Raw genomic sequence first — 25,283 nt, 5'->3', positions numbered from 1 at the left:
CAATGCTTGGTTGGATCGGAGCCGGCCCTCGCACCGCGAGGAGCGTGATCCCGCACCACGTTGAGCGAAGGGGAGAACCGTATGAGCGAGGACACGATCGGCGTCGTGACGGTGACGCGAGGGCGTCCGCGACTGCTCAGGCGCGCCATGGACTCCGTGTACGCGCAGGACTTCGACGGCCTGATCGAGCATGTGATCGTCGTCGACGAGGAGGACGCCGGGACGGTCGCCGCCGTCGCCGCCGCCCCCACCCGCCCGGGACTGCGGGTGACCGTCCACCAGGAGCCGCGCCCGCAGGCCGAGCGCGACGAGCCGCCGGGCGACAAACGCCGGGTCTACCCCCGGCTCTCACGGCTGTTCAACACCGGCGTCCGGCTCTCCTCGGCGGACTGGATCGCGTTCCTGGACGACGACAACGAGTACGAGCCCCACCACCTGAGCAGCCTCCTGGACTGCGCCCGGCGGCACGGCGTGCGGGTCGCCCACTCCGGGCGGACCATGTGGTACGCCGACGGCGCCCCCTACCTCGACGAGGCCTGGCACACCGTCACCGACCCGGCCGAGGCGGCGCGCATCCACGACGTGATGTGCGACAAGGGCGTCCGTGTCCGGGGCACCAACATCCTGCTGGACCGCGCCGATCCGCGGGGCCCGGGGGACGCCTTCCGCACCAGCAGCACGATGCGGGCCCAGGACCCGGTCTCCCTGGTGGACCAGAGCGTGTGGCTGGTGAGCCGGGACCTGCTGCTGCGGCTGCCGATCCCGGAGACCTTCACCGCCGCGGAGCACGAGGCCAACACCGCTCCCGACGACAAACTGCTCGCCACCCTCCAGGACAACGGCGTCCCGATGGTGTCGACGCGGCAGCCCACCGTCCGGTACTACCTCGGCGGCGTCTCGAACCGGATCACCCGGCCGCAGGCGGCCCCGGCGGCCGGGTAGCCGGCGGTGGCGGGCGCGCTGCTCACGGCACCCGCGCACCGTCGGCGCCGGGCTCACGTCCCGTCGTGAGCAGGACCGCCGCCAGGGCCGCGAGCAGCGCGCACACCCAGAAGACCCGGCCGTAGCCGAGCCGGCCGATGACCACGCCGGCGGTGGCGCCGCCCAGCATCACCCCGACCTGGAACGCGCCGGTGAACAGCGACGAGGCCGCCCCGACCCGGTCGGGCAGGGCCTCCTGAAGGATGGTCACGGGGATGCTCAGCACCACCGCCATGAAGAAGGCGTTGAGTGCCTGGAGCGCGAGCAGGGCGGGCCTGGACCCGGCCAGCGGCAGGGCGGCGAAGAACACGGCCGCGCAGCAGGCGGCGTAGCGCACGAGCCGTCGCTTGCCGATGCGGTCCGCGCGGGCGCCCAGGTACATCATCACCGGGATCTCCAGCGCCGAGGCGAGCCCGAGCAGCAGACCGGTGAAGCCCGTGCCGTAGTCGAGCTGCTCGGTGACGAACAGCGCGATGTCGATCTGGTAGACGCTGTTGACCGCCAGCAGCAGCACGGTCGCGACGAGCAGGGTCCAGGAGGACCGGCCGAGGCCGGTGAACGGGTTGCCCCGCGCCCGGGGCCCTCGCGCGGCGGCGGGCGCGGAGTGCTTCGGCAGCAGCCACAGGCACAGGACGCAGGCCAGGACGTACATCGCCGTGACGGTGAGGTACATGACGCCGAAGCCGCCGGCGTCGATCAGCAGGAAGCCGAGCGGCGGGCCGACGACCCAGGCCATCGAGGTGAGGGCGCGCAGCAGGGAGTTGAAGAACGTGGCGTCCAGCGCCCTGGTGTCGGCGAACTCCCGTGTGTAGGCGAGCAGTTGAGGGAAGCAGGCGCTGCCGAGCGCGAAGAAGACCGCGCCGAACGCGAAGAGCAGGTAGTAGTCGCGTACGACGACGTAGGCGAAGGTGCCGACCGCGGACAGCAGCGTGCACAGGGCGAGCAGCAGGCGCCGGTTGCCGATCCGGTCGGACAGCGCGCCGAAGGCGAGTCCCGACAGGACCCCGAGGACGCCCCGGCCGAGGAAGAACAGGCCGATCAGCAGCGGGCCGACGCCGATCCCCTCGGCCAGGAACAGGCTGCCGGAGGTGCTCATCATGGCGCCGGAGACGCCGATCAGGCCCGTGTTCGCGACCAGTCCGGCCAGGGCGCCGTCCCTGGCCAGCCCCGCCACCGAGCCGTACGCCGTCCGGGCACGGCCCCGTGCCGCCGCTGTGAAGCCTGTACCGGTCATGGCGACCCTCCATTTGGCAAACATGGCACGCCGATATTGCCAAGTAGGCACAGGCAAGGCAACACTTGAGGCAAATGATTGACAGACCGAGTTGGACTGACTGAGGAGGATCATGCGAGTCGTCATCACCGGTGGGGCCGGCTTCCTCGGATCGCATCTGTGCGACGCGTTGCTGGGCCGGGGCGACAGCGTCGTCTGCGTCGACGACCTGTCGACCGGGCGGCGGGAGAACCTCGAGGACGCGTGGCACAGCCCGGCCTTCCGATTCATCGAGGCGGACGTCACCCTGGGGTTCGACGTCCCCGGCCCGGTGGACGCCGTGGCCCATCTGGCCAGTCCGGCCTCGCCGCCGGACTATCTGCGCCGCCCCCTGCAGACCCTCGCCGCCGGCAGCCGGGGCACCGAGCACGCCCTCGCCCTCGCCCGGCGGCACGGCGCGCGCTTCCTCCTCGCGTCCACCAGCGAGGTGTACGGCAGCCCGCAGGTGCACCCGCAGACGGAGGACTACTGGGGGCACGTGAACCCGATCGGGCCGCGCAGTGTCTACGACGAGAGCAAGCGGTTCGCGGAGGCGCTCACCACCGCGCACCGGGGCGCGCTCGGGGTGAACACGGGCATCGTCCGCATCTTCAACACGTACGGCCCGCGGATGCGCGCGGACGACGGGCGGGTGGTCAGCAACTTCATCTCCCAGGCGCTCGGCGGGAACGCGATCACCATCTACGGCGACGGCGAGCAGACCCGGAGTTTCTGCTACGTCGACGACCTGGTCCGGGGCCTGGTGGCCATGCTCGACTCCGAGCACGCAGGACCGGTCAATCTGGGCAACCCGGCGGAGTTCACCATGGGTCAACTGGCTACGCTGGTAAGGGAGTTGACGGCGACAGCGGCGCCGGTACTGCACCGGGAGCTGCCGCAGGACGACCCGCCGCGCCGCCGCCCGGCCATCGAGCACGCCGTCCGCACCCTCGGCTGGCGCCCGGTCGTCGACCTGACGGAGGGGCTGGGGCACACCATCGACTGGTTCCGCTCCCGCTCGTCCGACCCGCGCGGGGTGGAGGCCGCGGTGGCCGGATAGCGGCAGCGGGTGCCGCGCCCCGCCAGGGGGGGTACGGCACCCGCTGCCGCTGTCCGCTCAGGTGAGGCGGGCGTGGTCGGTCAGGACCTCGTCGATCACGTGGTGCGAGGCGGCGTCCGGTCCGGTGTCGCCGGCGAGGCTCTGGGAGAGCACCAGCAGCGCCTTCCACAGGGCCCAGCCGCGGGCCCGCGCCCACATGCCGTCGTCCTGGGCGGTCGTGCGGCGGAAGGCGTCCCGGCTTTCGCCGGAGAACATCGTCCACGCGATCACCAGATCGCAGGCCGGGTCGCCGACGCCGGACGTGCCGAAGTCGATGACGGCCGTCAGCTCACCGTCCCTGACCAGCAGGTTGCCGCTCGCGATGTCCCCGTGGAACCACACGGGCGTGCCGCGCCACTCGGCGGCGAGGGCGGCCTCCCACACCTCGGCGGCCCGCCGGGTGTCGACGTGGCCCTCCAGGGCGGCGAGGCAGCGCCGGGTCTCGTCGTCGTAGTGGGCGGGCGAGGCGCCGCGGTACCAACTGTGCTCCCCGGCGAGCGGGCCGCCGGTGGTGTCGCAGCGCTGGAGGGCCAGCACGAACTCGCCGACGGCGGACGCGAACCGGGCCATGTCGTCGATCCGTCCGGGGGCGGAGGTCTCGCCGTCCAGCCAGCCGCGCACGGACCACGGGAAGGGGTAGCCCGCGCCCGGGACGCCCGCGCCCAGGATCGTCGGAACGGCCAGGGGCAGATCGGGCGCGAGCCGGGGCAGCCAGGTGCTCTCCTTGTCGACGGCGGGGACGTAGCCGGCCGCCGTGGGCAGCCGTACGGACATGTCGGCGCCGAGGCGGTAGGTGCGGTTGTCCCAGCCGTCGACTTCCACCGGGACCACGGGCAGGCCCGACCACTGCGGGAACTGGGCGTCGATCAACTTGGTGACCAGCGCGGCGTCGATGCCCGCGCGGCCGTCGGGGGGTGTGGAGACCATGCGGCGATGATTGCCCGAAACTGCCGTACCGCGCAATGGATTTGACAGTTCGGGATGTCAGTTCACCTCAACAGTGGGGCAATATATTGCCTCGATGTTGCCAGGTGCGGCAATATGGGAAGGCGGACGTCACCGAGGGAAGGGGTTCTCATGGCCACCAGCAGGAAGTTCGGCGATCCGGCGCTCTTCGGCGAGGTCTGGGCCGACGACTACGACGACCGGACGACCCTCGACCCGGCACCCGCCGTGGACTTCCTCGCCGGGCTCGCGGGCGGCGGACGCGTCCTCGAACTCGCCGTCGGCACCGGCCGGGTGGCCCTGCCGCTGGCCGCCCGGGGCATCCGGGTCGAAGGAGTCGAGGGGTCCGCGAAGATGGCCGCGCGCCTGCGCGGGAAGCCGGGCGGCGACGGTGTCCCGGTGACCGTCGGGGACATGGCCGAGATCCCGGTGGACGGCCCCTTCACCCTGGTCTACCTCGTCTACAACACGATCTTCAATCTGCTGGAGGCCGAGCGCCAGCAGGCCTGTTTCGACAACGCCGCCCGCGTCCTCGGCGCGGACGGCGCCTTCGTGATCGAGGCGTACGTCCCCGACCCGGCCTTCTTCGACCGGGGCCAGCGCGTCCACGCCCTGTCCGTCACGGAGGACTCCGCCACCATCGAGGTGTACCGCTTCGACCCGGCGGCCCAGCGCTTCCACAGCCAGAAGATCACCTTCGACGCCGACGGCGTCCACCTGCGCCCGCACGCCGAGCGCTACTGCCCGCCCGCCGAACTCGACCTGATGGCGGACCGCGCCGGCCTCCGGCTCGAACGGCGGATCGCCGACTGGTCCGGCGAGCCCTTCGGCCCCGACAGCACCGGACACGTGTCGGTGTACCGGTGCGCCCGATGAGGCCCGGCGCGATCGCCCTGGTCACCGGGGCCAACCGGGGCATCGGCCTGGAGACCGCCCGGCAACTGGCGCTGCGCGGCGCCGTCGTCCTGCTCGGCAGCCGTGACGCCGGGCGCGGCGCGGACGCGGCCCGCGCGCTGGAGCGGGACGGCGTCCGGGGGGTGACGCCCGTGGCGGTCGACGTGACCGACACCGGCAGCGTCGCCGCGCTCGCCGCCCGTCTGCGGCGGGAGCACGGGCGGCTCGACGTCCTCGTCAACAACGCGGGCGTGTTCGCCGGCGCCGCCGCGGCCGACACCGGCGCCGACCTCGTCCGCGGCCTCCTCGACGTCAACGTGGCCGGCGCGGTCGCCATGATCCACGCCCTGCTGCCGCTGCTGGCCCGCTCCCCCGCGCCCCGCATCGTCAACGTCTCCAGCACGACGGCCTCGTTCGGCCTGACCGTCTCGGGCGCGGAGCTGCCGGGCGACGCGTCGGTGCGGCTCGCCTACACCGCCTCGAAGGCCGCCCTGAACATGCTGACGGTCCAGTACGGGCTGGCGTTCCGGGAGGACCCCGGCCTGAAGCACGTGAAGATCAACTCGGCGTCGCCGGGCTGGACGGCCACCGCCATGAACGGCTTCCGCGCTCCCCGCACCGTCCAGGAGGGCGCCCGGTCCCTCGTCGCCCTCGCGACCCTCCCCGACGACGGCCCGAGCGGCGGCTTCTTCGACGAGCACGGCGCCCTGGCCTGGTAGGTCCCCGGTCCGCCGGTGCGGGCCCCGTGTCACCGCAAGGCAGCCCACCGACCCCGACGCAGTCAGAAAGAGCGCCCATGAACGCAACCCGGACCACCAGCGCACCCGTCCGCCCGGCCCTTCCCGCCCCCGACACCGAGGCCGTACGGGCCCGCGACCGGCGGCACGTCTGGCACACCTGGACCCCGCTGGCCGCCGACCGCTCCGCACTGACCCTCTCGCACGGCTCGGGCCACCACGTGTGGGACATCGACGGCCGCGCCTACCTCGACGCCTCCGCGCTCAACTCCACGTGCGGATACGCCCACCCCCACGTCCTGCGGGCCCTCGCCGAACAGGCCTCCCGCCTGCACCACTTCGACCTCTCCGTGGCCGGGCACGAACCCGCCGGACTGCTCGCGGAACGCCTCGCGGGGCATCTTCCGCCCGGCATGGACAAGACACTGTTCGTCAACAGCGGCTCCGAGGGCTTCGACGCCGCCGTCATGATGGCCGTCTCCTACTGGGCCCACCTCGGCCGGCCCCGCTCCCGGCTGGTCACCTTCGCCCGCTCCTACCACGGCGCCACGCTCCTCAGCCGCAGCCTGTCCACCCTGCCGCGCAGCACGCACCTGCTCGACCCGCCGGTCCCGGTGACCCGGGTCGAACTGCCGCTGGAACCGGCGCTGTTGCGTCACGAGGAGGCGCTGCCCGTCCTGCTCGCCGCCTTCGAGCGGGCCATCGGCGACGACCCGGACGACCTCCCGGCCGCCGTCGTCGTCGAACCGTTCCTGAACGTCGGCGGCGCCGTCGTCCTCCCGCCCGGCTTCCTGCGGGAGCTGCGCGCGCTCTGCGACGCCACCGGCACCCTGCTGGTCCTCGACGAGGTCTTCACCGCGTACGGCCGCTGCGGCGCGATGTTCGCCGCCCGCCGCGAGGGCGTCACCCCGGACGTTCTCGTCAGCAGCAAGGGACTGAGCGGCGGCTATGTGCCGATCGCGGCCGTCACCGTCGGGCAGCACGTCCACGACACGTTCGGCCGGGACCCCGTCATCGGCGGTCTGCGCTACGGCCACACCACCTCCGGTCACGCGGTGGCCTGCGCGGCGGCGCTGGCGACTCTCGACGTCCTGGAGGAAGGGGATCTGCCCGGCCGGGCCGAGCGGCTCGGCACCGGTCTCCTCGGCGAGCTGGCACCGTTGACCGGCGCCCGGGGCGTGGTGGACGTGCGCGGGCTGGGCCTGATCCTGGTCGTCGAGACCGCCTCGCCCGAGCTCGCGGCCCGCGTCCTGACCCGGGCCCGGGAACGCGGGCTGCTGCTGCGGCAGGTCGGCGCGGCGGTGATGGCGGTGCCGCCGCTGGTGATCGACGACGAGGGGGCGGCGGCCCTCGCGGCGGGCCTCACGGAGGCGGTGACGGACGTGGCGGGCTGACCCCGCCCGCGGATCGCCGAAGGAGGGGAGGCCCAGGGGGCCTCCCCTCCTTTCTTTCCCTTCCTCGGCCGCGGTGCGGAGGGTGGTCAGGACCTGCCGTCGCTGTAGGCGGTCGTGTCACCGCTGAGCACCGTGCTGGGCCGCCCGTCGACTCCCACCGGGACCGTCCCGGTCACGGTGCAGCGTTCCGCGCGCCGGTCCCGGGTGCCGTAGTCGAAGACCGCGTAGTGCTGGGTCGCCCGGTTGTCCCAGATCGCCAGGTCTCCCGGGCGCCAGCGCCAGCGGACGGTGTGCTCCGGGATCGTGACGTACTCCTGAAGGAGGCGCAGCACGTCGCGCGAGGCCTGCGGGGCGAGGCCGGCCGCCCGGCGCGCGAACCCGCCGAGCAGCAGGGCGCGTTCGCCGGTCTCGGGGTGGACGTGCACCGCCGGGTGCTCGGTCTCGAACAGGGTGGAGACGTACTCGCGGCGGGCCGCGACCGTGGCGTCGGTGTAGTCGGAGTCGTTGCTGTGCACGACCCGCAGCCGGTCGGCGAGGGCCCGCAGCGGCTCGGGCAGCGCCTCGTACGCGGCCACGGTGTCGGCCCACATGGTGTCGCCGCCGTACTCGGGGGCGATCTTGTTGTGGAGGAAGGCGATCGCCGGGGGCCGGTCGACGAAGGTGAGGTCCGTGTGCCAGTGGTTGGCGCGGGTGCCCTGCCGGGAGTCGATCTCCCTGACCTCGGGGCGGTTCTCGGGGGCCGCGTAGATGGGGTGACCGAGGGTCAGCTCGCCGAAGGTGCGGGCGAGGGCGGCCTGGCTGTCGTAGTCCAGGCCCTGGTCGCGGAGGAAGACGACCTTGTGGCGGAGCAGGGCCCGGCGCAGTTCCCCGACGGTCTCCGCGTCGGGTGTGACGGCCGTGTCGACACCGCTGATCAGGGCGCCGAGGGTGCCGGTCAGCGGGGTGACGGTCAGCCGGGCCGTCGTGACGGGGGCGGTGGTCACAGTGGATGCCTCTCTCTCGGGCTGCCGGCCGGGTGGGCCGGAGGGTCAGTTGGCCGCCGTGAGGGCGGTCACGAGTTCTGCCTGGCCGCTCAGGGAGCGGGCGGTCATCAGGTCGAGGACGGGGATCCGGACGCCGAGTTCCTGGGTGGCCCTGCGGGCGAGCCGGGTGGCCAGGAGCGAGTCGCCGCCCAGCTCGAAGAAGTCGGAGTGGCCGACGAGGCCGTCGTGGCCGAGGAGTTCGGTCCACAGCCGGGTGAGGAGGGCGGTGGGGTTCGGGGGTGCGACGGGCTCGGGCCGGGCCGTGTGCGTCGGCGCGGTCTGCGGGGCGGAGGTGGTTTCCCCGGTGGTCTCGGGGGATGGTGTCGGGTTCGTCGGTGGGTGGGTGTGGAGGGTGGTGGGGTCCTGGGGCGCGATGGGGCCGGGCCTGGCCGCTCGCGCGTTCTCCTGGGCGCGGGCGGTCTCCCCGGCCACCTGGACGGACCGTGCCGCGTCCGTCTGCGGCGCCGCCTCCGGGGCGATCCAGCGTGGGCCCGCGAAGGGGTAGGACGGCAGGTGGACCCTGCGGTGGCCGGGGTCGCAGAGGGCGCGCGGGGAGAGGGGCTGGCCCTGGGTCCACAGGGTGCCGAGGGCGGTGAGGACCTCGTCGGCCGGGTGGGCCGTACGGGACGGTGAGAGCGGGACGACGGACAGGCCGGCCGTCTCCGCGAGGGCGGACAGCACCTGGCCGGGTCCCACCTCCACGACCAGCGCGTCGGGGAGGTGCTCGGCGATCGACGCCAGCGCGTCCCCGAACCGCACGGTGCGCCGGGCCTGTTCGACGAAGAGCCGCGGCCGGATCTCGCTGTCCGGAGGGAAGAGACGCCCGGTCACGTTCGCCGCGAAGGCCACGGCGGGCCTGCGGACGGTGAGGGTGGCGAGCGTGTCGGTCAGCCGGGGCAGCGCGGGTTCGACGAGCGCGCTGTGGAAGGCGCGGTTCGCGGCGAGCCGGCGCAGCGGGATCCGGCCCGCGAGCCGTGCCTCGAACTCGGTGACGGCCTCGACGGGACCGGCCACCACACAGCTCTCGGGGGAGTTCACGGCGGCCGGCTCCAGACCGGGGAGGCCGGAGACGGCGATGAGTTCGCGGGCGTGTTCCTCGGTGCAGCCGAGCGCGAGCATGGCGCCCTCGGGGCACTCCTGCATGGCCTGCCCGCGGGCGGTCACCAGTCGGGCGGCGTCGGCGAGATCGAGGATCCCGGCGACACAGGCGGCCGTGATCTCCCCGAGGCTGTGCCCGGCCACCGCGGCGGGCCTGACGCCGAGCGCGGTGAGGGCGGTGGCGGCCGCGTACTCGAAGGCGAACAGGACGGGCTGGACCAGCTCGGTCGCCGTCAGCTCCGCCGCCGGGAAGGCGGGGTCGAGGAGCGCGCCGCGCATGCGTTGGGCGAGGGCCGGCCCGAACGCGGCGAGGCACTCCTCCAGCGCGGCCGGGAAGCCCGGCAGGGCCTCGGCGGCTGGCAGCGCCATGCCCGGGTACTGGGTGCCCTGCCCGGGGAAGGCGAACACGACGGGCGCGGGCCCGCGGGCGGGACGACCGCCGCGTACGGCGGCCGCGTTCCGGGTCAGCCGCAGCGCCACCTCGGCGGCGGTACGCCCGGTCACCGCGAGCCGCTCCGGCAGTTCGGCCCGTCCGGTGGCGAGGGTGGCCGCGACGTCCGCCAGGTCCGCGCCGCCGTCGGCCAGCCGGGCGCCCAGCCGGGCCGCCGAGCGCTCCAGGGCCCCGGCGTCGGCGGCGGACAGCAGCACCAGCCTCGTACGGTCCTCGGGCCCGGGACCCGCCGGGGTGGCAGGCGGCTGCTCGACGTCCGCCAGGTCCGCGCCGCCGTCGGCCAGTCGGGCGCCCAGCCGGGCCGCCGAGCGCTCCAGGGCCCCGGCGTGGGCGGCGGACAGCAGCACCAGCCTCGTACGGTCCTCGGGCCCGGGACCGGCCGGGACGGGGGGCGGCTGCTCGACGACCACGTGCACGTTGGTGCCGCCGATGCCGAAGGAGCTGACCCCGGCCCGGCGCGGCTCGGGGCCCGTCCACGGGCCGCACTCGGTGGGGACGTACAGCGGTGAACCGGCCGTCTCCAGCAGGGGGTTGAGGCGGGTGAACCCGGCCACCGGCGGCACCACGCCCGTCTTCACCACCAGCAGCGCCTTGATCAGGGCGGCCAGTCCGGCGGAGTTGTCGAGATGGCCGACGTTGGCCTTGAGCGCCCCCACCGCGACGGAGCCCTCGGGCGCGCCCGCCCCGCTCAGCGCGGCCGTGGCCGCCGACCACTCGATGGGGTCGCCCACGCGGGTGCCGGTGCCGTGCGTCTCCAGATAGCCGATCGTGTCGCCGCCGACGTCCGCCGTGGACAGGGCGGCGCGGATGACGGCCTCCTGGCCGCCGACGGACGGGGCGTAGTAACCCGCTTTCGCCGCACCGTCGTTGTTGATCGCGGTGCCGAGCACGACACCGTAAGGGTCGCAGCCGTCCGCCTCCGCGTCAGCCAGTCTGCGCAGCACCACGCAGGCCACTCCGCCCCCGGCGACGACACCGTCGGCGTGCTCGTCGAAGGGCCGGCACTGCCCGGACGCCGAGTGGATGCCGCCCGCCACGGCGAGGTGTCCGGCCTGCGGGTAGGCGATCCCGGCCGCGGCGACGAGGGCCTGGTCGCAGTCGCCGTTCAGCAGTGACTGGACGGCCATGTGCAGCGCGACCAGGGAGGAGGAGCAGGCCGTCTGCACCGCCACGGCGGGCCCGGTCAGGTCCAGCTTGTACGACAGGAGGCTCGCCATGAAGTCGGGCTCGGTGCCGTGGATCGCGTCCTCGACGGTCATCGGGTCCAGTTGCCCGCCCGCGACCATGGCGCGCAGATAGCCGCTGCCGCTGGCGGAGGCGAACACGGCCGTCCTCGGGGCTCCCGCCGCCCGGCCGCGCGGGGCGACACCCGCGTCCTCCAGGGCCGCCCACGCGGCCTCCAGCAGCAGCCGGTGCTGCGGGTCCATCATCTGGGCCTCGCGCGGGCTGACCCCGAACAGCGCGTTGTCGAAGCGGTCGGCGTCCGGGAGATGGCCGTACACGGGGACGTAGGCGGGGTCGTCCAGCAGGTCCTTGGGCACCCCCGCGGCGAGCAGGTCGGACGCCTCGTAGCGCCTGGTCAGGACCCGGCCCTCGGTCAGGGCCGTCCACCACGCGTCGAGGTCGGGGGCGCCGGGGAACCGTGCGGAGACGCCCGTGACGGCAATGTCCAGGGATCGGTCGCGAGTCATCGAAACCACCTTCTGCATCGGGGCACCTGGATAGGTTGCCAGCAATGGCAACCTATGGCAATGTTTTGCCAATCCTGGCAATAAGTTGATCTGTGCTCGCACGCAGGGCACGTCGAGGGGAGAGGGTGGGCTTGCAACCGAACGCCGCCTGGAGCGCGGGGCCCCCATGCGCCGCGCCCGACGAGGGCCTGCACGAGACGTTCGCCCGCCGGGCCCGCGCCCGGCCGGACGCGGTGGCCCTCCTCGACGGTGAACGCGCCGTCACCTACGGGGAGTTGGACCGCACCGCCGACGCCTGGGCCGCCCGGCTCGCCGCCGCGGGGGCGGGGCCAGGCGACCTGGTCCCGGTTCTGCTGCCGCGCGGTACGCGGCTGGTCGTCGCCCTGCTCGCGGTCCTCAAGACCGGTGCCGGGTACGCCCTGCTGGATCCGGCCTGGCCCGAGCGGCGGCTGAGCGACATCCACGCGCAACTCGACCCGCCCCTCGTGGTGGCCGAGCACGGCACCGAACTCCCGCCGGGCGCACGGCTGTCACCGGTCTGGGCACCGCCCGAGGACGCCGTCCGCGCAGCGGTGCCACCGGACTTCCGGCCCGCCCGCGTCCAGGGCTCCGCCCCGGCCTGCGTGTTCTTCACCTCGGGCACGACCGGCCGCCCCAAGGGGGCCGTGACCCCGCACCGGGCGACGGCCCGGCTCTTCCCCCCGGACGGCTTCGCGTCGTTCACCGCCGGCACCGTGATGCCGCTGGCGGCGGCCGTGTCCTGGGACGCGTTCTCCCTGGAGCTGTGGTCGGTGCTCCTCAACGGCGGCACCTCGCTGATCGTCGAGGAGCCCTACCTCTCGCCCACCGCGCTGCGGTCCGGCGTGCTGCGGCACGGCACGGACACCGTGTGGCTCACCAGCAGCCTGTTCAACATGGTCGTGGACGAGGACCCGGACGCGTTCCAGGGCCTGCGCCAGGTGCTCGTCGGCGGCGAGCGGCTCTCCGTCCCCCATGTGCGCCGCTTTCTGCGCCGCCATCCCGGCATCGCCCTGACCAACGGATACGGCCCGGTCGAGTCCACCGTGTTCACCACCACCCACCGCGTCACCGACGCCGACTGCGACCGCCCCGGCGGCATCCCCCTCGGCCGCCCCGTCCCCGGCACCCGGGTGTACGTCGTGGAGCCGGACGGCACCCGCCGCTGCGCGGTGGGCGAGACGGGCGAACTGTGCGTCGCCGGGGACGGGCTGGCGCTCGGCTACCTCGGCGATCCCGCCCTGACCGAGCGCAAGTTCACCCGCATCCCGCTCGGCGAGGACGAGGGCGAGGGCGAGGGCGTGCGCGTCTACCGCACGGGCGACCTGGTCGCCTGGGACCAGGACGGCCTGCTGCACTTCCGGGGCCGGGCCGACGGGCAGGTGAAGATCCGCGGCCATCGCGTGGAGCCCGCCGAGGTCGAGCGCCAGGTGGCGGAGGTGCTCCCGGACGTACGGTCCTGCCGGGTGCTGGCCCGCCCGGACGCCTCCGGCACCGGCCTGGAGCTGATCGCGTTCTGCGTGCCGCACCGGCCGGACGACCCGCTGCCGGACGCCCTCGCCACCCTCCACACGGCGCTCGTCCCCTACCAGCGGCCCGCGCTGCTGGTCGTCGTCGACGGCTTCCCGACCACCGACCGGGGAAAACTCGACGAACGCGCCCTGCTCGCCCTGACACCGGAGCCGCCCCGCCCGCCGTCCCCGCCCGGCCCGGACCGCACCGGGCCCGGAACCGACCCCGTCGCCCGGGCCGTCGCGGAGACCTTCGCGGCCGTGCTCGGCCGGGACTCCGTACCGCCGGACGTGCCGTTCCTCGAACTCGGCGGCACCTCGCTCGGCGCGGGGCGGGTCTGCGCCCGGCTCGCGGCCCGGTTCGGCCGCCCGGTCCCGGTCGCGCGGTTCTACGGCAGGACGACCGTCACGGCGCTCGCCCAGTGGCTGCGGGACACGGCCGGCCCGCCGGCGCCGCCCGAGCCGCCCGCCCCGGAGGGCACCACCGCGCTCACCCCCCTGCAGATCGTCTGCCTCACCCGCGCGCTCGTCGACCCCACCGACCTGACCTCGCACTGTCTGCTCACCTGGACCGTCGAGGGCGAGCTGGACCGGGCGGCCCTGCGCGCCGCCGTCGACGCGGTGCACGCACGGCACGAGGCGCTGCGCTCCGCCTATCTCGCGGATCCGGCCCCGGCGGCCGTGCTCGTGGACATCCCGCCCCCCGACCTGGAGTCGCTGGACGAGGAGCCGTCCGTCGAGGCCGCCGTCGCGGCGCTGCGGACCGAGCTGACCGACGAACTCGACCTGGCCGGGGGAGAGGTGTGGCGCACGGCCCTGGTGCCGGTGGCCGGGTCGGACACGACGGTGTTCGGCTGCGTGGTGCACCACATCGCCTTCGACGGCTGGTCGGAGTCGGTCCTCGCCCGCGACCTGGGCACGGCCTACGCCACCGCGCGGGCCGGCGCCGGCCCGCGCCCCGCTCTCCCGGCACCGGTCCGGCCGCCCGCGGCCCGTGTTCCGCACGCGGACCTCGACGCCGAACGCGCGTACCTGGTGGACGAGTTGACCGCCGTGCCGGAGCTGTGTCGGCCGTCGGGTGAGGCCGGGGACGCGGCCGACGCCGCCGCCCTGGCCGGCGGCGCCCCGCGCTCCGCTCTCCCGGCACCGGTCCGGCCGCCCGCGGCCCGTGTTCCGCAGGCGGATGTCGAGGTCGAACGCGCGTACCTGGCGGGCGAGTTGACCGGCGTGCCGGAGCTGTGTCGGCCGTCGGGTGAGGCCGGGGACGCGGTCGACGCCGCCGCCCTGGCCGGCGGCGCCCCGCGCTCCGCTCTCCCGTCACTGGTCCGGCCGCCCGCGGCCCGTGTTCCGCACGCGGATGTCGACGCCGAACGCGCGTACCTAGCGGGCGAGTTGACCGGCGTGCCGGAGCTGTGTCGGCCGTCGGGTGAGGCCGGGGGCACGGCCGACGCCGCCGCGCGGGCCGGCGGCGCCCCGCGCCCCGTTCTCCCGGCACCGGTCCGGCCGCCCGCGGCCCGTGTTCCGCACGCCGACCTCGACGCCGAACGCGCGTACCTGGTGGACGAGTTGACCGCCGTACCGGAACTGCGCTGGCCGCCGGGTCGGGCCGGGGACGCGGCCGGCGGCGGGCCCCGGCGGGTGACGGTCCGGGTGCCGACGTCCGACCTCGGGGCGGTCGACGCGCTGGCCGCCGCGTGCGGGGTGAGCCGGTTCGTCGCGCTGCTGGCCCTGTGGGCGGGGAGCGTCGCGGAGGTCACCGGGCAGCGGGACTTCGCGGTCGGCGTCCCGTGCGCGCAGCGCGATGCGGCGGGCCTGGAGGACGTCGTCGGATGCCACATCACCATGCTGTGCCTGCGCCTGCGCGGCACCGCCCTGGACGGCCGCGCGACCGCCCTGCGCGAGACCGGGGGGATCGTCGCCCGCGCCTTCGCCGCGCAGGACGTGCCCCTCGGGGACGTCCTCACCCTCGTCGACCCGCCCCGCACCGGTCGGCCCCCGCTCTACCAGGTCCTCTTCGCGCTCCAGGACAACCCTGCCCCGGACCTCCATCTCCCCGGCCTGCGCAGCACGTTCCTGCGCCAGCCCTACCCGGACCTGCCGCTCGAACTGCACACCGAGTGCTGGCCGGACGGCGCGGGCGGACTGTCCGTGGAGACGACGTTCCACCCGCGGGCCGTACCGCCCGCCGCGGCCCGCGCGATCACCGACCACTTCTCGGACCGGGTGGCCCGACTCGACCGACAGGCCCGACAGGACCGGCTCACCTCTGGAAGGGCACCGTCATGACGGCAACCGTCGTATCGCCCGAACACCTCCTCTCGCCCGAACACCTCCTCACCCGCATCGCCGACCCCGATCTGCACGCCGGCGGCGACCCGCACGCGCTGTGGCGCTGGATGCGCGAGTTCTCCCCCGTGCACCGGCACGAGGCCGGCGAACTGCCCGCCTTCTGGTCGCTCACCACCTACGAGGACATCCGGGACGTCTACCGCGACCCGGCCGGCTTCAGCTCGGCGCGCGGGGTGCTGCTGCGCCCGGCCCGACTGGGCGACGACCCCGGCGGCGGGCTGACCCTCGCCCTGTCCGACCCGCCGCGCCACAAGGAACTGCGGTCCCTGATGGCGGACTGGTTCAGCACCCGTGCCGTACGCGGCCTGGAGGACTCCATCCGGACGGCGGCCCGAACGGCCGTCGCCCGCGCCGTCGAGGAGGGCGTCTGCGACTTCGTGCACGTCGCCGGACGGTTCTCGCACTCCGTCATCTGCGGGATCATCGGCATCCCCGAGCGCGACCACGAGGACGTCTACCGGTGGTGCGAGGAGGCGTTCGCCGCCCACACCTCGCTGGCCGCGCACCCGCAGCTCATGGAGTACTTCATGGAGCTGCTCTACGACCGCATGGCCGAACCCGCCGACGACCTGGTCAGCGCCCTGGTCAACGGGACCGTCCACGGCGAGCTGCTGAGCGAGCACGAGGTACTGCTCAACTGCGAGAACCTCATCGGCGCCACCGAGAACGGCCGGCTCGCCCTGATCGGCGGCATGCTCGCCTTCCTCCGGCACCCCGGCCAGTGGCACCGGCTGCGGCAGGACCGGGCGCTGCTGCCGGGCGCGGTGGAGGAGATCGTGCGCTGGACCTCCAGCGCGACCCACAGCATGCGGACCGCCACCCGGCCCCGCGTCATCCGGGGCGAGCGCGTCGAGGCCGGTGACCGGGTCGTGCTGTGGCTGCCCTCGGCCAACCGGGACGAGGCCGTCTTCGAGGACCCGTACCGCTTCGACATCGCGCGCCGGCCCAACCGGCACATCGCGCTGGCCTCCGGCGAGCACTTCTGCATCGGCAGCACGCTGGCCCGCGCCGAGATGCGGGCCCTGTTCGCGGAACTCCTCGACGCGACGGACCTGATCGAACAGGCCGGTCCGCACACCCTCGTGCGGTCGAACGCGGTCAACGGGCCCGCGTCCCTGCCCGTGCGCCTGACCTCCCACCAGCCCGTGACACGAAGGAGCTGACCGTATGAAAGAGACCGGAGACGCAGGCAGCGCGGGGCGCTCCGTGCTGCTCGTCGGCTGGCGGCCCGACGCCGTCGCCGCCCTCCGGCGGCTGGGCGCCGACGTGACGTGCGTGCTCGCCACCGCCGACGACACCGAGGACCGGGCCGCGCTGCTCGACGACGCCCACACCGTGCCGGTACGGGACCCGTCGAGCACGGAGGAGACCCTGGCGGGGCTGGAACGCCGTGAGCTGTCCGCCGAGGACTTCGACGTCGTGTGCAGCCAGTTCGAGTTCACCCTGGTCAACGCCGCCGTCGTGGGCGGCCGGCGCAGCGGTACGACACCGCAGGACGCGCTGGCCCTGCGCGACAAGGACCTGCAGAAGCGCCGGATCCGGGCCGCGGGCCTCCCGGTCGCGGACTTCCGCACCGTCGTGCACCCGCGCGACGTGCGCGCGTTCCCGCATGCGCGCGGGGTGCTGAAACCGCTGGCCGGCTCCGCGACCCGGGGTGTGCACGCCTGGCGCGACCCGGCCGAACGCGAGGCCCTGGCACGGCGGTTGGCCGAGGAGGGTGCCGTAGGGCCGTGGCTCGCCGAGGAGTGGGTGGACGGCGCGGAACTGCACGTCGACGGCGTCGTCCGCGGCGGGCAGGTGCTGTTCGCGTCGGTGGGCCGGTACGCGCAGAACGTCCTCGCCATCCGGGACGGCGGCATCGTCGCCTCCGTCATGGAACACCCGGTGCACCGGGCCGACCTCTACGACCGCGCGCACGCCGTGGCCGAACAGGCCATGAAGGCGCTCGGACACCACGACGGCGTGTTCCACATGGAGGTCTTCGAACAGGAGGAGCAGGGCGGCCGGCTCGTCTTCGGCGAGTGCGGGGGCCGTATCCCCGGCGGTTCCTTCGACGAGATGATCCGCCTCCAGCACGGCGTGGACCTGCACGAGGAGTGGGCCAGAGCGGTACTCGGCCTGCCCCCGGCCCTGGACCCGGTACCCGCCGGGCAGTGGTACGGCGATGTGTTCCTGGCCGCCGACGCGGGCGTGCTGCGCTCCTTCCCCGGCGAGCGGGAGGTGTCCGCACGGGACGGCGTACGCCGGGTCGTCCTCACGGCCCGCCCCGGCGACACGCTCATCAGCGGCCGGGAGGCGTCCTGCGCGTTCGTCGGCACGGCCGTGGTGTCCGGGGCCGACGCGGAGCAGACGGGACGGAGACTGCGCGACCTCGCGGCATGGTTCGCGGCGCACACCGTGGTGACACCCGCGCCGGACGGACGACAGGACGGACGACGGGACGGACAACCGGGCGGACAACCGGGCGGACGACAGGACGGACAACCGGGCGGACAACCGGGCGGACTCCGGGCGCCGCGTGGAGAAGGAGGATCCTCATGATCACCGGGCGCACCGCCCTCACCCACATCTCCCGCCCGCCGGGCGTCCACCCGAGCGACGGCTACACCCATGTGGTGACGGGGCCGGGCCGCGTCGCCGCCGTGGCCGGTCAGATGCCGTTCGACGAGAAGGGCGACCTGGTCGGCGAGGGCGACCCGGCCGCGCAGACCCGGCAGATCTTCGCGAACATGCGCGGCTGCCTGGCCGCCGCCGGACTCACCTTCGACGACGTCCTCAAGCTCACCTACTACGTGACGGACATCGCGCACGTACCGGCCGTCCTCGCCGCGCGCGACGAGTTCATCGACACCGCGCGGCCACCGGCGAGCACCGTGGTCCAGGTGGTGGCGCTCTACCGCCCCGACCTGCTGCTGGAGGTCGACGCCCTGGCGCTGACCGGCGCGGACACGGCCGACTGACGGTCCCGCACTTCCCCGCGTACCACCGCACACCTCAGGAGCACCATGACCATCACGCCCGCACATCCACGCCCCGACGGGGCGGACGCAGGAGTGGGCGGTCCGCCGCCCTTCGACGCCGAGCTGGCGGCACCCCTGCGGGCCGTCCTCGACGACCTGCCGATGCCGCTGACCCCCGGACTCGTCGCCGACCGGCGGCGCAGGGCGGCGGCCGGCCGCATGTCCGACGCCGACATCCGGCGCGGCGGCCGGTTCGAGATCGAGGAGCGTACGGTCCCCGGGCCGTCCGGCGCCCCCGGCCTGCCCCTGCTCATCTGCCGTCCGACGGCCGCGCCGGGGCCGCACCCGGTGATCTACCAGACCCACGGCGGCGGCATGGTCGCCGGCAGCCACCGCGGCACGGAACTCTCCGGTGAGCTGGACCGGGCCCAGGAGCTGGACCTGGCCGTGGTCTGCGTCGACTACCGGCTCGCCCCGGAACACCCCGACCCCGATCCGGTGGAGGACTGCTACGCCGGACTCACCTGGCTCGCCCGCAACGCCGAGGACCTCGGGCTGGACCCGGACCGGATCGTCCTCAGCGGCAACAGCGCCGGCGGCGCGCTCGCGGCGGGCCTCGCGCTGCTCGCCCGGGACCGTCAAGGGCCCAGGCCGCTGGGGCAGTTGCTCCAGTTCCCGATGCTGGACGACCGGTGCGAGACGTTCTCGCACACGCAGATGGAACACGTCGGGCTCTGGGACGGCGCGTCCAACCGGGTGGGCTGGACGGCGCTGCTCGGCGAGCGGCGCGGCACCGACGACGTCTCGTGCTACGCGGCTCCGGCGCGGGCCCGTGACCTGTCGGGGCTGCCGCCGGCGTTCATCGAAGTCGGCTCGGTGGAGGCGCTGCGGGACGAGGGCGTCGCCTACGCCGACCGCATCTGGCGGGTGGGCGGACAGGCCGAACTGCACGTCTGGTCCGGCGCCTTCCACAGCTTCGACGAGTGGGTCCCCAGGGCCGTGATCTCCCGCGCGGCCCACCGCGCCCGGGTCTCCTGGCTGCGCCGCGTCCTGGCCGGGACCGCGACACCGGCGACGGCGACGGCGACGGCCGAGGGAAGGGGCACCCGGTGACCCCCGCCGGCCCGTCGTTGCTGCTGGTCGGCGGGGCGAACCCGCTGCCCTCCAGCGTCGACATCGTGACGCTCGCGATCGAGGAGGCGCGGGCGCGGGGCATCCGCGTCCATCTGACCCAGACGCGGTCGGCGCTCGCGCGCACGGCCGGGGTCGGCGCGCTGGCCGACGCGGTCTTCGCGCACGACCCGGACGACCCGGAGCTGTGCGAGCCCTGGCTGGCCGAGCGGCGGGCCGAGGGGGTGCGCTACGACCTGGTGCTCGGGCTGCGCGACAGCGTGCAGGAAGCGGTCGCCCGGTCCGGGGCGTATCTGGGGGTGCCGGGCAACCCGCCCGAGGCGGTCCGGCTCACCCGCAACAAGGACGCCTGCCGGGCCGCCCTGGCCGCCGCCGGATTCCGCCAGCCCGCGGTGCGGCTGTGCACCTCGGCCCTGGAAGCGGCGGCGTTCCTGCGGCGGTCCCGGGGACCCTGGGTGGTCAAACCCCGTGACGGCATGGCGAGCATCGGCGTACGCAAGGTGCTGGGCCCGGACGATCTGCCGGCGGCGCTGGCCGGACTCCCGGACCCCGACCTGTTCCTCGTGGAGGAGTTCGTCGAGGGACCCGAGTACAGCGTGGAGGGCGTCATCCTCTCCACCGGGCCGAAGGTCCTCGCGGTGACGGAGAAGGAGGTGCTGCCGCCGCCGCACTTCGTGGAGATCGGCCACGTCCTGCCGGCCCCGCTCCCGCAGGACACCCGAGCGGAGATCGACCGCCAAGTCACGGCCGCCCTCACGGCACTCGGCCTGCGGTTCGGGGTGTTCCACGCCGAACTGTGGCTCACCGGAGCCGGCGTCGTCCTGGGCGAGATCCACGCCCGCCCCGGCGGCGACTGGCTGCACCGACTCCTCACCCATGCCATCCCGGGCCTGGAACTCTTCGGCCTCCTCTACGACGACGCCCTCGGCCGGCGCGGCCCGCGGCCCCCGGCCACCACCGCGACCCGGGGCGCGGCGGTCCGCTTCCTGGTGGCACCGCCCGGCCGGCTGACCGCCGTCGACGGCTGGGACGAACTCCTCGCCCATCCGTCCGTCCTGCACGCCGAGCTGACCGTCGCACCCGGCGACGTGATCTCCCCGGTACGCCAGTCCGGCGACCGCGCGGGCTACGTCGTGGTCGGCGCACCCACACCGGAGGCGGCCCGCGAGACCGCGGCACGACTGGCGGACTCGGTACGGTTCCGGACCGCCCCGGCGGAGCAGACCGGCGCACTGCCGGCCGACACGGGACGGGCCCTGGCCGGCCGCTGATCCGGCGACGACAACCAAGACGGCCCGCCAGAAACCTGACGGGCCGTCAACATCGTTGTCCGGTTGGGCAGTTGGGCAGTTGTGTAGGCGAGTGGCCGTACCGGTGTCGCCCTACGCCCCTTCCGCCGCCGTCCTGCGCCGGCCCACGTCCTCCAGGCATTCGGCGAGGATCCGCCAGATCTCGGCGGCCAGGTCGATGTTGGACTGCTGCTGGGCCTGCTCGCCGAGGTCCTTCAGGAGGCGGATGCCCTCCTGCTCGCGGCCCTCCAGGATCATCAGCCGGCTGTCGAGGATGTGCAGCCGCACCTGGTCCCGGTAGGTCAGCCGCAGCTCGTCGCGGTTCAGCTCGTCGTACAGCCGCCGTGCGTCCGCGTAGCGGCCCTCGTGGAAGGCGAGCTGGGTCTGGAGGGTGAGCAGTTCCTGGTCGAGCACCGGGGTGCCGATGAGCGTGAGGGCGCTGGCCGCCTCCTGGAGACACTCCCGGCCGCGCTCGGTCTGCGGCGGGGTGCTCTGCAGGTACAGGGACGCGGCGGCCAGCCTCAGCCGCGTCCACAGCGTCAGGTCGACGCTGCTGTCCAGCTCCTTCATGGCCCGCTCCAGGCAGATGCGGGCGCCCTCGTGGTCGCCCTGCCGGAACCGCACGGTGGCGGCCGACCACAGTGCCTCGGCGGCCAGGGTGTCGGACCGTCCCGCCACCAGGTCGACCAGTTCGTCGACGTGCGCCCGGGCATCGGGCAGCCGCCCCGCCTCGGCCTCCACGGAGACGAGCGTGAGCAGCGCGCCGCCGGTGTCGGGCAGGTCGAGCGCGGCGTCCTTGGCCAGTTGGTAGGCGTTGAGCGCGAGGTCGAGCGCCCGCGACACCTCACCCGTCGACCGCAGCGAACGGGCGAGCTGGAAGCGGGCCCTGCACTGGAGTTCGGGCAGCGAGAGTTCGTCGGCCACCCGGACCATGTCCTCCAGGCACGCCTGTTCCTCGGCCCGTTCGCCGCGCCGCTGCCAGTACCGGGAGATGTGCCACAGGGCCTGCCAGCGCAGGAACGGGCTCTCCTCCCGCACCTGGGCGAGGACGGCGATGAGGTTCTCGCTGCCCTGGTCGCCCTCTGCGGAGGTGGCAAGGGAGAGCGCCTGGGCCAGGGAGCCACCGCTGGGCGGTGTGTCAAAGGCCGACCGCTCGACTCCGAGGATCCGGACGAGGTGGTTGACCACGCGCTCGGTGGGTTGCCTCGCGCCCGACTCGAGGCGTGACAGGTAACCGGTGGAGATCTCTTTGCCGGCCAGTGCGGCCTGCGAAAGACTGCGCTCGACGCGCAGTTCCTTGAGGCGTCGTCCGAAAGCTGGCTGTTCAAGCATATGAATCTCACTCTTCAGATGCGCGGAATGCGGTGACAGTACACCGCTCGGCCCCCTCCGTGATGCCCCGGCGGGAGCCGACCAACCGAAGGCGTTGTGTGCCTTCAGTTTAGGAAAAACGAACCCGCCTGGCAAGTAACTTGCCCACCCGGGTTGTCAACCGATCGCCCTGCTTCTCCTCGCTGACAAGCGCTTACTTGCCAACGTGAGGCAAGATATTGCCACTCTTGAGCGGGCGGGGCTACGTTAGAGGTCGTTTCGGGGAATCGGATCCCTGGAGCCTCGTTCACCTGCATCTTTTTGAATGGAGACGACCATGTTGAGGCGAGTCTGCGCGGCATCCACCGCGATCTTCTCCGTCCTGGCCCTGAGTGCCCTGATCGCTTCCGGGCAACAGAACATCGACTGGCCCAAGCATCAGAACGCGGCCGTCGCCACCGCTTCCGACGGCGGGATCGACTGGCCGTAACCAGGCTGGAAGCGGTTGTGCCGTCCCACCCGCAGCCGCGGCACACGCGCTGCGGTGCCCCACCTGTCCCACCTGCCCTGTCGGGCGGCACCGAGTCCCCTCGGTGGCACCCGCACGACTGGTTGTCCGACCGTTTGGCACATATTGCCAAGTTGTGGGCCGTCCCCCTTTCCTTTGACGCCCCGTGTGCGCAGTTCTCCGCGGCCGCCTCGGTGTCCCGTTCCCGTGACGGCCGGCTTCCTGTCTTCCGCGGTGTGACCCGGACCTCGTGATCCGGACCATGACCCGGACTTCGTGACCCGTGCGCCGAGGCGCGTCCGGACGCCGTCCATGCCGTCCGTGCCCTCCACGGGGTTCCCGCCCGCCTCGCGCCGTGCCCCACCCATCCCACCCCAGCGAGAATGGAGCGCTTTGTCATGACTCCGCACCTCACGCTCACCACCGAACCGGCCCTCCGGCCGAGCCCCGAGCAGCTCGACCGGTTCGCCCGGCTCGGATATCTGATCCTGCCCGGCTTCCTCCCCACCGACCTGGTGTCGCGGCTGCGCGGCGAGGCCGACCGCTGGGTGGACACGGGGCTGCGCGCGCGGTCGATCGCCTCGTGCCTGGACCCGGACGTCAACGGGGTTCCGCCCGTGATGGAGCTGGAGCTCCCGGCCCACGGCGAACTCATCGGCCACGAGCCGCTGCTCCACCTGCTCAGCGCGCTGATGGGCCCCGACTTCGTCTTCCACCACCTGCACAGCGACCGGCAGCGCCCGGACGTCCCGGGCAAGCCCTGGCACCACGACTACGAACAGCGGCCGCAGACCGACCGCGCCCACGCGATGATCCACGCGCTGCACTACCTGGACGGCCTCGACGCCGGCACCTCCTCGCTCGTCGTGCTGCCCGGCTCGCACCTGGAGGTGGCCGAGAAGGACGCCCGCGCCGGGCTGGGCACCGCCGAGCTGCCCGGCGAGGTCGTCATCGACCACCTGCCGCCGGGCTCCACCGTCGTGCTGCACTCCGCCCTGTTCCACGCCCGCCGCGCGCTGCCCGGCGGACAGCGCGGCAAGGACCGCTACTTCGTCGACGCCTCGTACTGCCAGGTCGGTCCGGCCTGGCTGCCGGTGAAGCCGTACTGGCGGCACCTGCTGCGGCGCGCGCAGGAGCTGGGCCTCGACCACGGCACCTGGCCGGAGCTGTTCGACGCGCGCCACTTCGCGGAGTACGTCCACCCCGCCTGAGCGGCGCCCGCCCCCAACCCGAGGAGTGCTGTCATGTTGTATGCGGGAATTGCGTGGGACGGCGACGGATACGAGGTCGACGTGGTCGACGAGGCGGGCCGGCCCGCCGTGCCACCGGCGCGGTTCGGCGCCGACCGGGTGCCGGAGCTGATCGGCCGGCTGCGCGGGCTGTCCGGGCAGCCGCTGGTCGCCGTGGTGGAGAGCACCAACGGCATCCTCGACGGCCGCCTGATGGCCGCGGGCCTCGCCGTCCACCGGGCGGACCCGCACCTGCTGCCGCCGCGGCCGGGGTTCGGCTCGGTGCCCGCCGCCGAGATCGCCCGGGCCGCCGCCCGGGCCCCGTCCGCGCTGGCCCACCTGGAGCGTGCGCGGGGCACCCAGACCGGCCGTGAGCCGGAGCTGGCGGAGTGGATCGCCGGCGCGGCGGCCGAGACCGCGGAGCTGACCGCCGCGGGCCGGTGCCTGAGCCACCGAGACCGCGACCGCAAGGAGATCGCGCTCACCTTCGACGACGGACCGCAGCCGGAGAACACCGGGCGCGTCCTGGACGTCCTCGAACGCTACGGCGTACCGGCGACGTTCTTCTGCGTGGGCATGAACGCCCGTGCCCACCCCGACCTCCTGGTGCGGATGCGGGAACAGGGACACGGGTTCGGCAACCACACCTGGTCGCACCCGTTCCTGCCCGAGCTGACCCGGCCGCAGCTCCGGGAGCAGATCGAACGCACCCAGGAGGCGATCACGGAGGCGGCCGGAGTGCCCGCGCCCACCCTGTTCCGGCCGCCGTACGGGGCCCGTACGCCTCAAGTCCTGGACTGGCTCGCCGAGTCGGGGCTGCGGATCGCGCTGTGGGACGTGGTGCCGGACGACTGGTCGATGCCGGGTGCCCGGACCGTCGCGGACCTCGTCCTCGAGCAGGCGCGCCCGGGCTCCGTCGTCCTGCTGCACGACGGCGGAGGCGACCGCGGCCAGACGGTGGAGGCACTCCCGGCCGTGATCGAGGGGCTGCTGGAGCGCGGTTACCGCTTCACCCTCGTCGAGGAGCCCGCCCCCGCGGCGGCCTCGGCGGCCTGACCGACGGGTACCGCCGAGCGACGACGGCCCGCACGACCTCCTTCTTTCCGGGGGCGTGCGGGCCGTCGTCGACGCGCTGCCGGAACCGCGCGGTGCGCCCGCGATCGCCGGGCGGGTCTGGCCGTACGGGAACTGCCTCGCACGACCCGCGTGGTGCGCCTGCGGTCGCCGGGCGGGTCTTCGGCCGTACGTGAACTGCCTCGCGCGGCCTGCTTCTTTCCGGGGGTGGTGCGGGCGGTCGTCGTCGCGTTGCGCGACCCGCGTGGTGCGCGTGCGGTCGCCGGGCGGGTTCTCGGTCGCACGGGAACTGCCCCGCACGGCCTCCTTCCTTGCTTCCGGGCGGGCGGGCGGGCCGTC

Annotated in this window: 19 protein-coding genes; 14 read left to right on the top strand and 5 right to left on the bottom strand. The window is 74.0% G+C overall.

Annotation, left to right across the window (positions count from 1 at the left end):
- The first annotated feature begins 81 nt into the window (after positions 1-81).
- Complete coding sequence (locus tag OG223_RS26055; protein ID WP_329253265.1) at positions 82-942, top strand: glycosyltransferase family A protein; 861 nt, start codon at positions 82-84, stop codon at positions 940-942.
- Between the two features lie 22 nt (positions 943-964).
- On the opposite strand, the gene OG223_RS26050 is transcribed toward OG223_RS26055, so the two are convergent.
- Positions 965-2,215, bottom strand: a complete 1,251-nt coding sequence (locus OG223_RS26050) for an MFS transporter (protein WP_329253262.1) — start codon at positions 2,213-2,215, stop codon at positions 965-967.
- Between the two features lie 112 nt (positions 2,216-2,327).
- Between OG223_RS26050 and OG223_RS26045 the strand changes: the two genes are divergently transcribed.
- Positions 2,328-3,293, top strand: a complete 966-nt coding sequence (locus OG223_RS26045) for a UDP-glucuronic acid decarboxylase family protein (protein WP_329253259.1) — start codon at positions 2,328-2,330, stop codon at positions 3,291-3,293.
- 57 nt (positions 3,294-3,350) lie between these two features.
- Here the strand turns inward: OG223_RS26045 and OG223_RS26040 are convergent, their stop codons facing one another.
- Positions 3,351-4,259 carry an aminoglycoside phosphotransferase family protein gene (locus tag OG223_RS26040; protein WP_329253256.1) on the bottom strand — a complete coding sequence of 303 codons (909 nt, stop codon included), beginning with the start codon at positions 4,257-4,259 and terminating at the stop codon, positions 3,351-3,353.
- Between the two features lie 150 nt (positions 4,260-4,409).
- Between OG223_RS26040 and OG223_RS26035 the strand changes: the two genes are divergently transcribed.
- The 3 genes from OG223_RS26035 to OG223_RS26025 all read left to right on the top strand — a co-directional run bounded on the left by OG223_RS26035 (position 4,410) and on the right by OG223_RS26025 (position 7,302).
- Entirely contained in the window at positions 4,410-5,153 is a 744-nt protein-coding gene (locus tag OG223_RS26035) for a class I SAM-dependent DNA methyltransferase (RefSeq protein WP_329253253.1), read from the top strand.
- A complete protein-coding gene (locus OG223_RS26030) occupies positions 5,150-5,890 on the top strand; it encodes an SDR family NAD(P)-dependent oxidoreductase (protein ID WP_329253250.1) in 741 nt (246 codons plus the stop codon). The genes OG223_RS26035 and OG223_RS26030 overlap by 4 nt, the downstream gene beginning before the upstream one ends.
- 77 nt (positions 5,891-5,967) lie before the next feature.
- Positions 5,968-7,302 carry an aminotransferase family protein gene (locus OG223_RS26025; protein ID WP_329253247.1) on the top strand — a complete coding sequence of 445 codons (1,335 nt, stop codon included), beginning with the start codon at positions 5,968-5,970 and terminating at the stop codon, positions 7,300-7,302.
- 86 nt (positions 7,303-7,388) lie between these two features.
- Here the strand turns inward: OG223_RS26025 and OG223_RS26020 are convergent, their stop codons facing one another.
- Both OG223_RS26020 and OG223_RS26015 read right to left on the bottom strand, forming a co-directional pair.
- Positions 7,389-8,285 carry a TauD/TfdA dioxygenase family protein gene (locus OG223_RS26020; RefSeq protein ID WP_329253244.1) on the bottom strand — a complete coding sequence of 299 codons (897 nt, stop codon included), beginning with the start codon at positions 8,283-8,285 and terminating at the stop codon, positions 7,389-7,391.
- Positions 8,286-8,330: 45 nt separating this feature from the next.
- Complete coding sequence (locus tag OG223_RS26015) at positions 8,331-11,564, bottom strand: type I polyketide synthase (RefSeq protein ID WP_329253241.1); 3,234 nt, start codon at positions 11,562-11,564, stop codon at positions 8,331-8,333.
- Between the two features lie 131 nt (positions 11,565-11,695).
- Between OG223_RS26015 and OG223_RS26010 the strand changes: the two genes are divergently transcribed.
- Genes OG223_RS26010 through OG223_RS25985 form a run of 6 tightly spaced genes read left to right on the top strand, consistent with a single transcriptional unit; the run spans position 11,696 to position 20,804 of the window.
- Positions 11,696-15,379 (top strand): amino acid adenylation domain-containing protein, encoded by a 3,684-nt coding sequence (locus OG223_RS26010; RefSeq protein WP_329253239.1) that lies wholly within the window; start codon positions 11,696-11,698, stop codon positions 15,377-15,379.
- The gene (locus tag OG223_RS26005) at positions 15,376-16,605 is read left to right on the top strand and encodes a cytochrome P450 (protein WP_329253236.1); all 1,230 of its coding nucleotides are present in this window, start codon (positions 15,376-15,378) and stop codon (positions 16,603-16,605) included. Before OG223_RS26010 ends, OG223_RS26005 begins: the two co-directional genes overlap by 4 nt.
- Before the next feature lie 4 nt (positions 16,606-16,609).
- A complete protein-coding gene (locus tag OG223_RS26000; protein ID WP_329253233.1) occupies positions 16,610-17,983 on the top strand; it encodes a hypothetical protein in 1,374 nt (457 codons plus the stop codon).
- Positions 17,980-18,402, top strand: a complete 423-nt coding sequence (locus tag OG223_RS25995) for a RidA family protein (protein ID WP_329253230.1) — start codon at positions 17,980-17,982, stop codon at positions 18,400-18,402. The genes OG223_RS26000 and OG223_RS25995 overlap by 4 nt, the downstream gene beginning before the upstream one ends.
- A 45-nt stretch (positions 18,403-18,447) precedes the next feature.
- Positions 18,448-19,515, top strand: a complete 1,068-nt coding sequence (locus tag OG223_RS25990; protein WP_329253227.1) for an alpha/beta hydrolase — start codon at positions 18,448-18,450, stop codon at positions 19,513-19,515.
- Complete coding sequence (locus tag OG223_RS25985; protein ID WP_329253225.1) at positions 19,512-20,804, top strand: ATP-grasp domain-containing protein; 1,293 nt, start codon at positions 19,512-19,514, stop codon at positions 20,802-20,804. The genes OG223_RS25990 and OG223_RS25985 overlap by 4 nt, the downstream gene beginning before the upstream one ends.
- A gap of 111 nt (positions 20,805-20,915) precedes the next feature.
- On the opposite strand, the gene OG223_RS25980 is transcribed toward OG223_RS25985, so the two are convergent.
- The gene (locus OG223_RS25980) at positions 20,916-22,154 is read right to left on the bottom strand and encodes a helix-turn-helix domain-containing protein (protein WP_329253222.1); all 1,239 of its coding nucleotides are present in this window, start codon (positions 22,152-22,154) and stop codon (positions 20,916-20,918) included.
- 316 nt (positions 22,155-22,470) lie between these two features.
- Between OG223_RS25980 and OG223_RS25975 the strand changes: the two genes are divergently transcribed.
- From OG223_RS25975 to OG223_RS25965, 3 genes are all read left to right on the top strand, one after another.
- Positions 22,471-22,623, top strand: a complete 153-nt coding sequence (locus tag OG223_RS25975) for a hypothetical protein (RefSeq protein WP_329253219.1) — start codon at positions 22,471-22,473, stop codon at positions 22,621-22,623.
- 416 nt (positions 22,624-23,039) lie between these two features.
- The gene (locus OG223_RS25970; RefSeq protein ID WP_329253216.1) at positions 23,040-23,852 is read left to right on the top strand and encodes a phytanoyl-CoA dioxygenase family protein; all 813 of its coding nucleotides are present in this window, start codon (positions 23,040-23,042) and stop codon (positions 23,850-23,852) included.
- A gap of 33 nt (positions 23,853-23,885) precedes the next feature.
- On the top strand, positions 23,886-24,926 hold the full coding sequence (locus tag OG223_RS25965; RefSeq protein WP_329253213.1) for a polysaccharide deacetylase family protein: 1,041 nt from the start codon (positions 23,886-23,888) through the stop codon (positions 24,924-24,926).
- Positions 24,927-25,283 lie beyond the last annotated feature (357 nt).

Source organism: Streptomyces sp. NBC_01478, assembly GCF_036227225.1.
GTDB lineage: Bacteria > Actinomycetota > Actinomycetes > Streptomycetales > Streptomycetaceae > Streptomyces.
The sequence above is the reverse complement of the archived record's forward strand: the minus strand, read 5'-3'. Positions and strand labels throughout refer to the sequence as shown.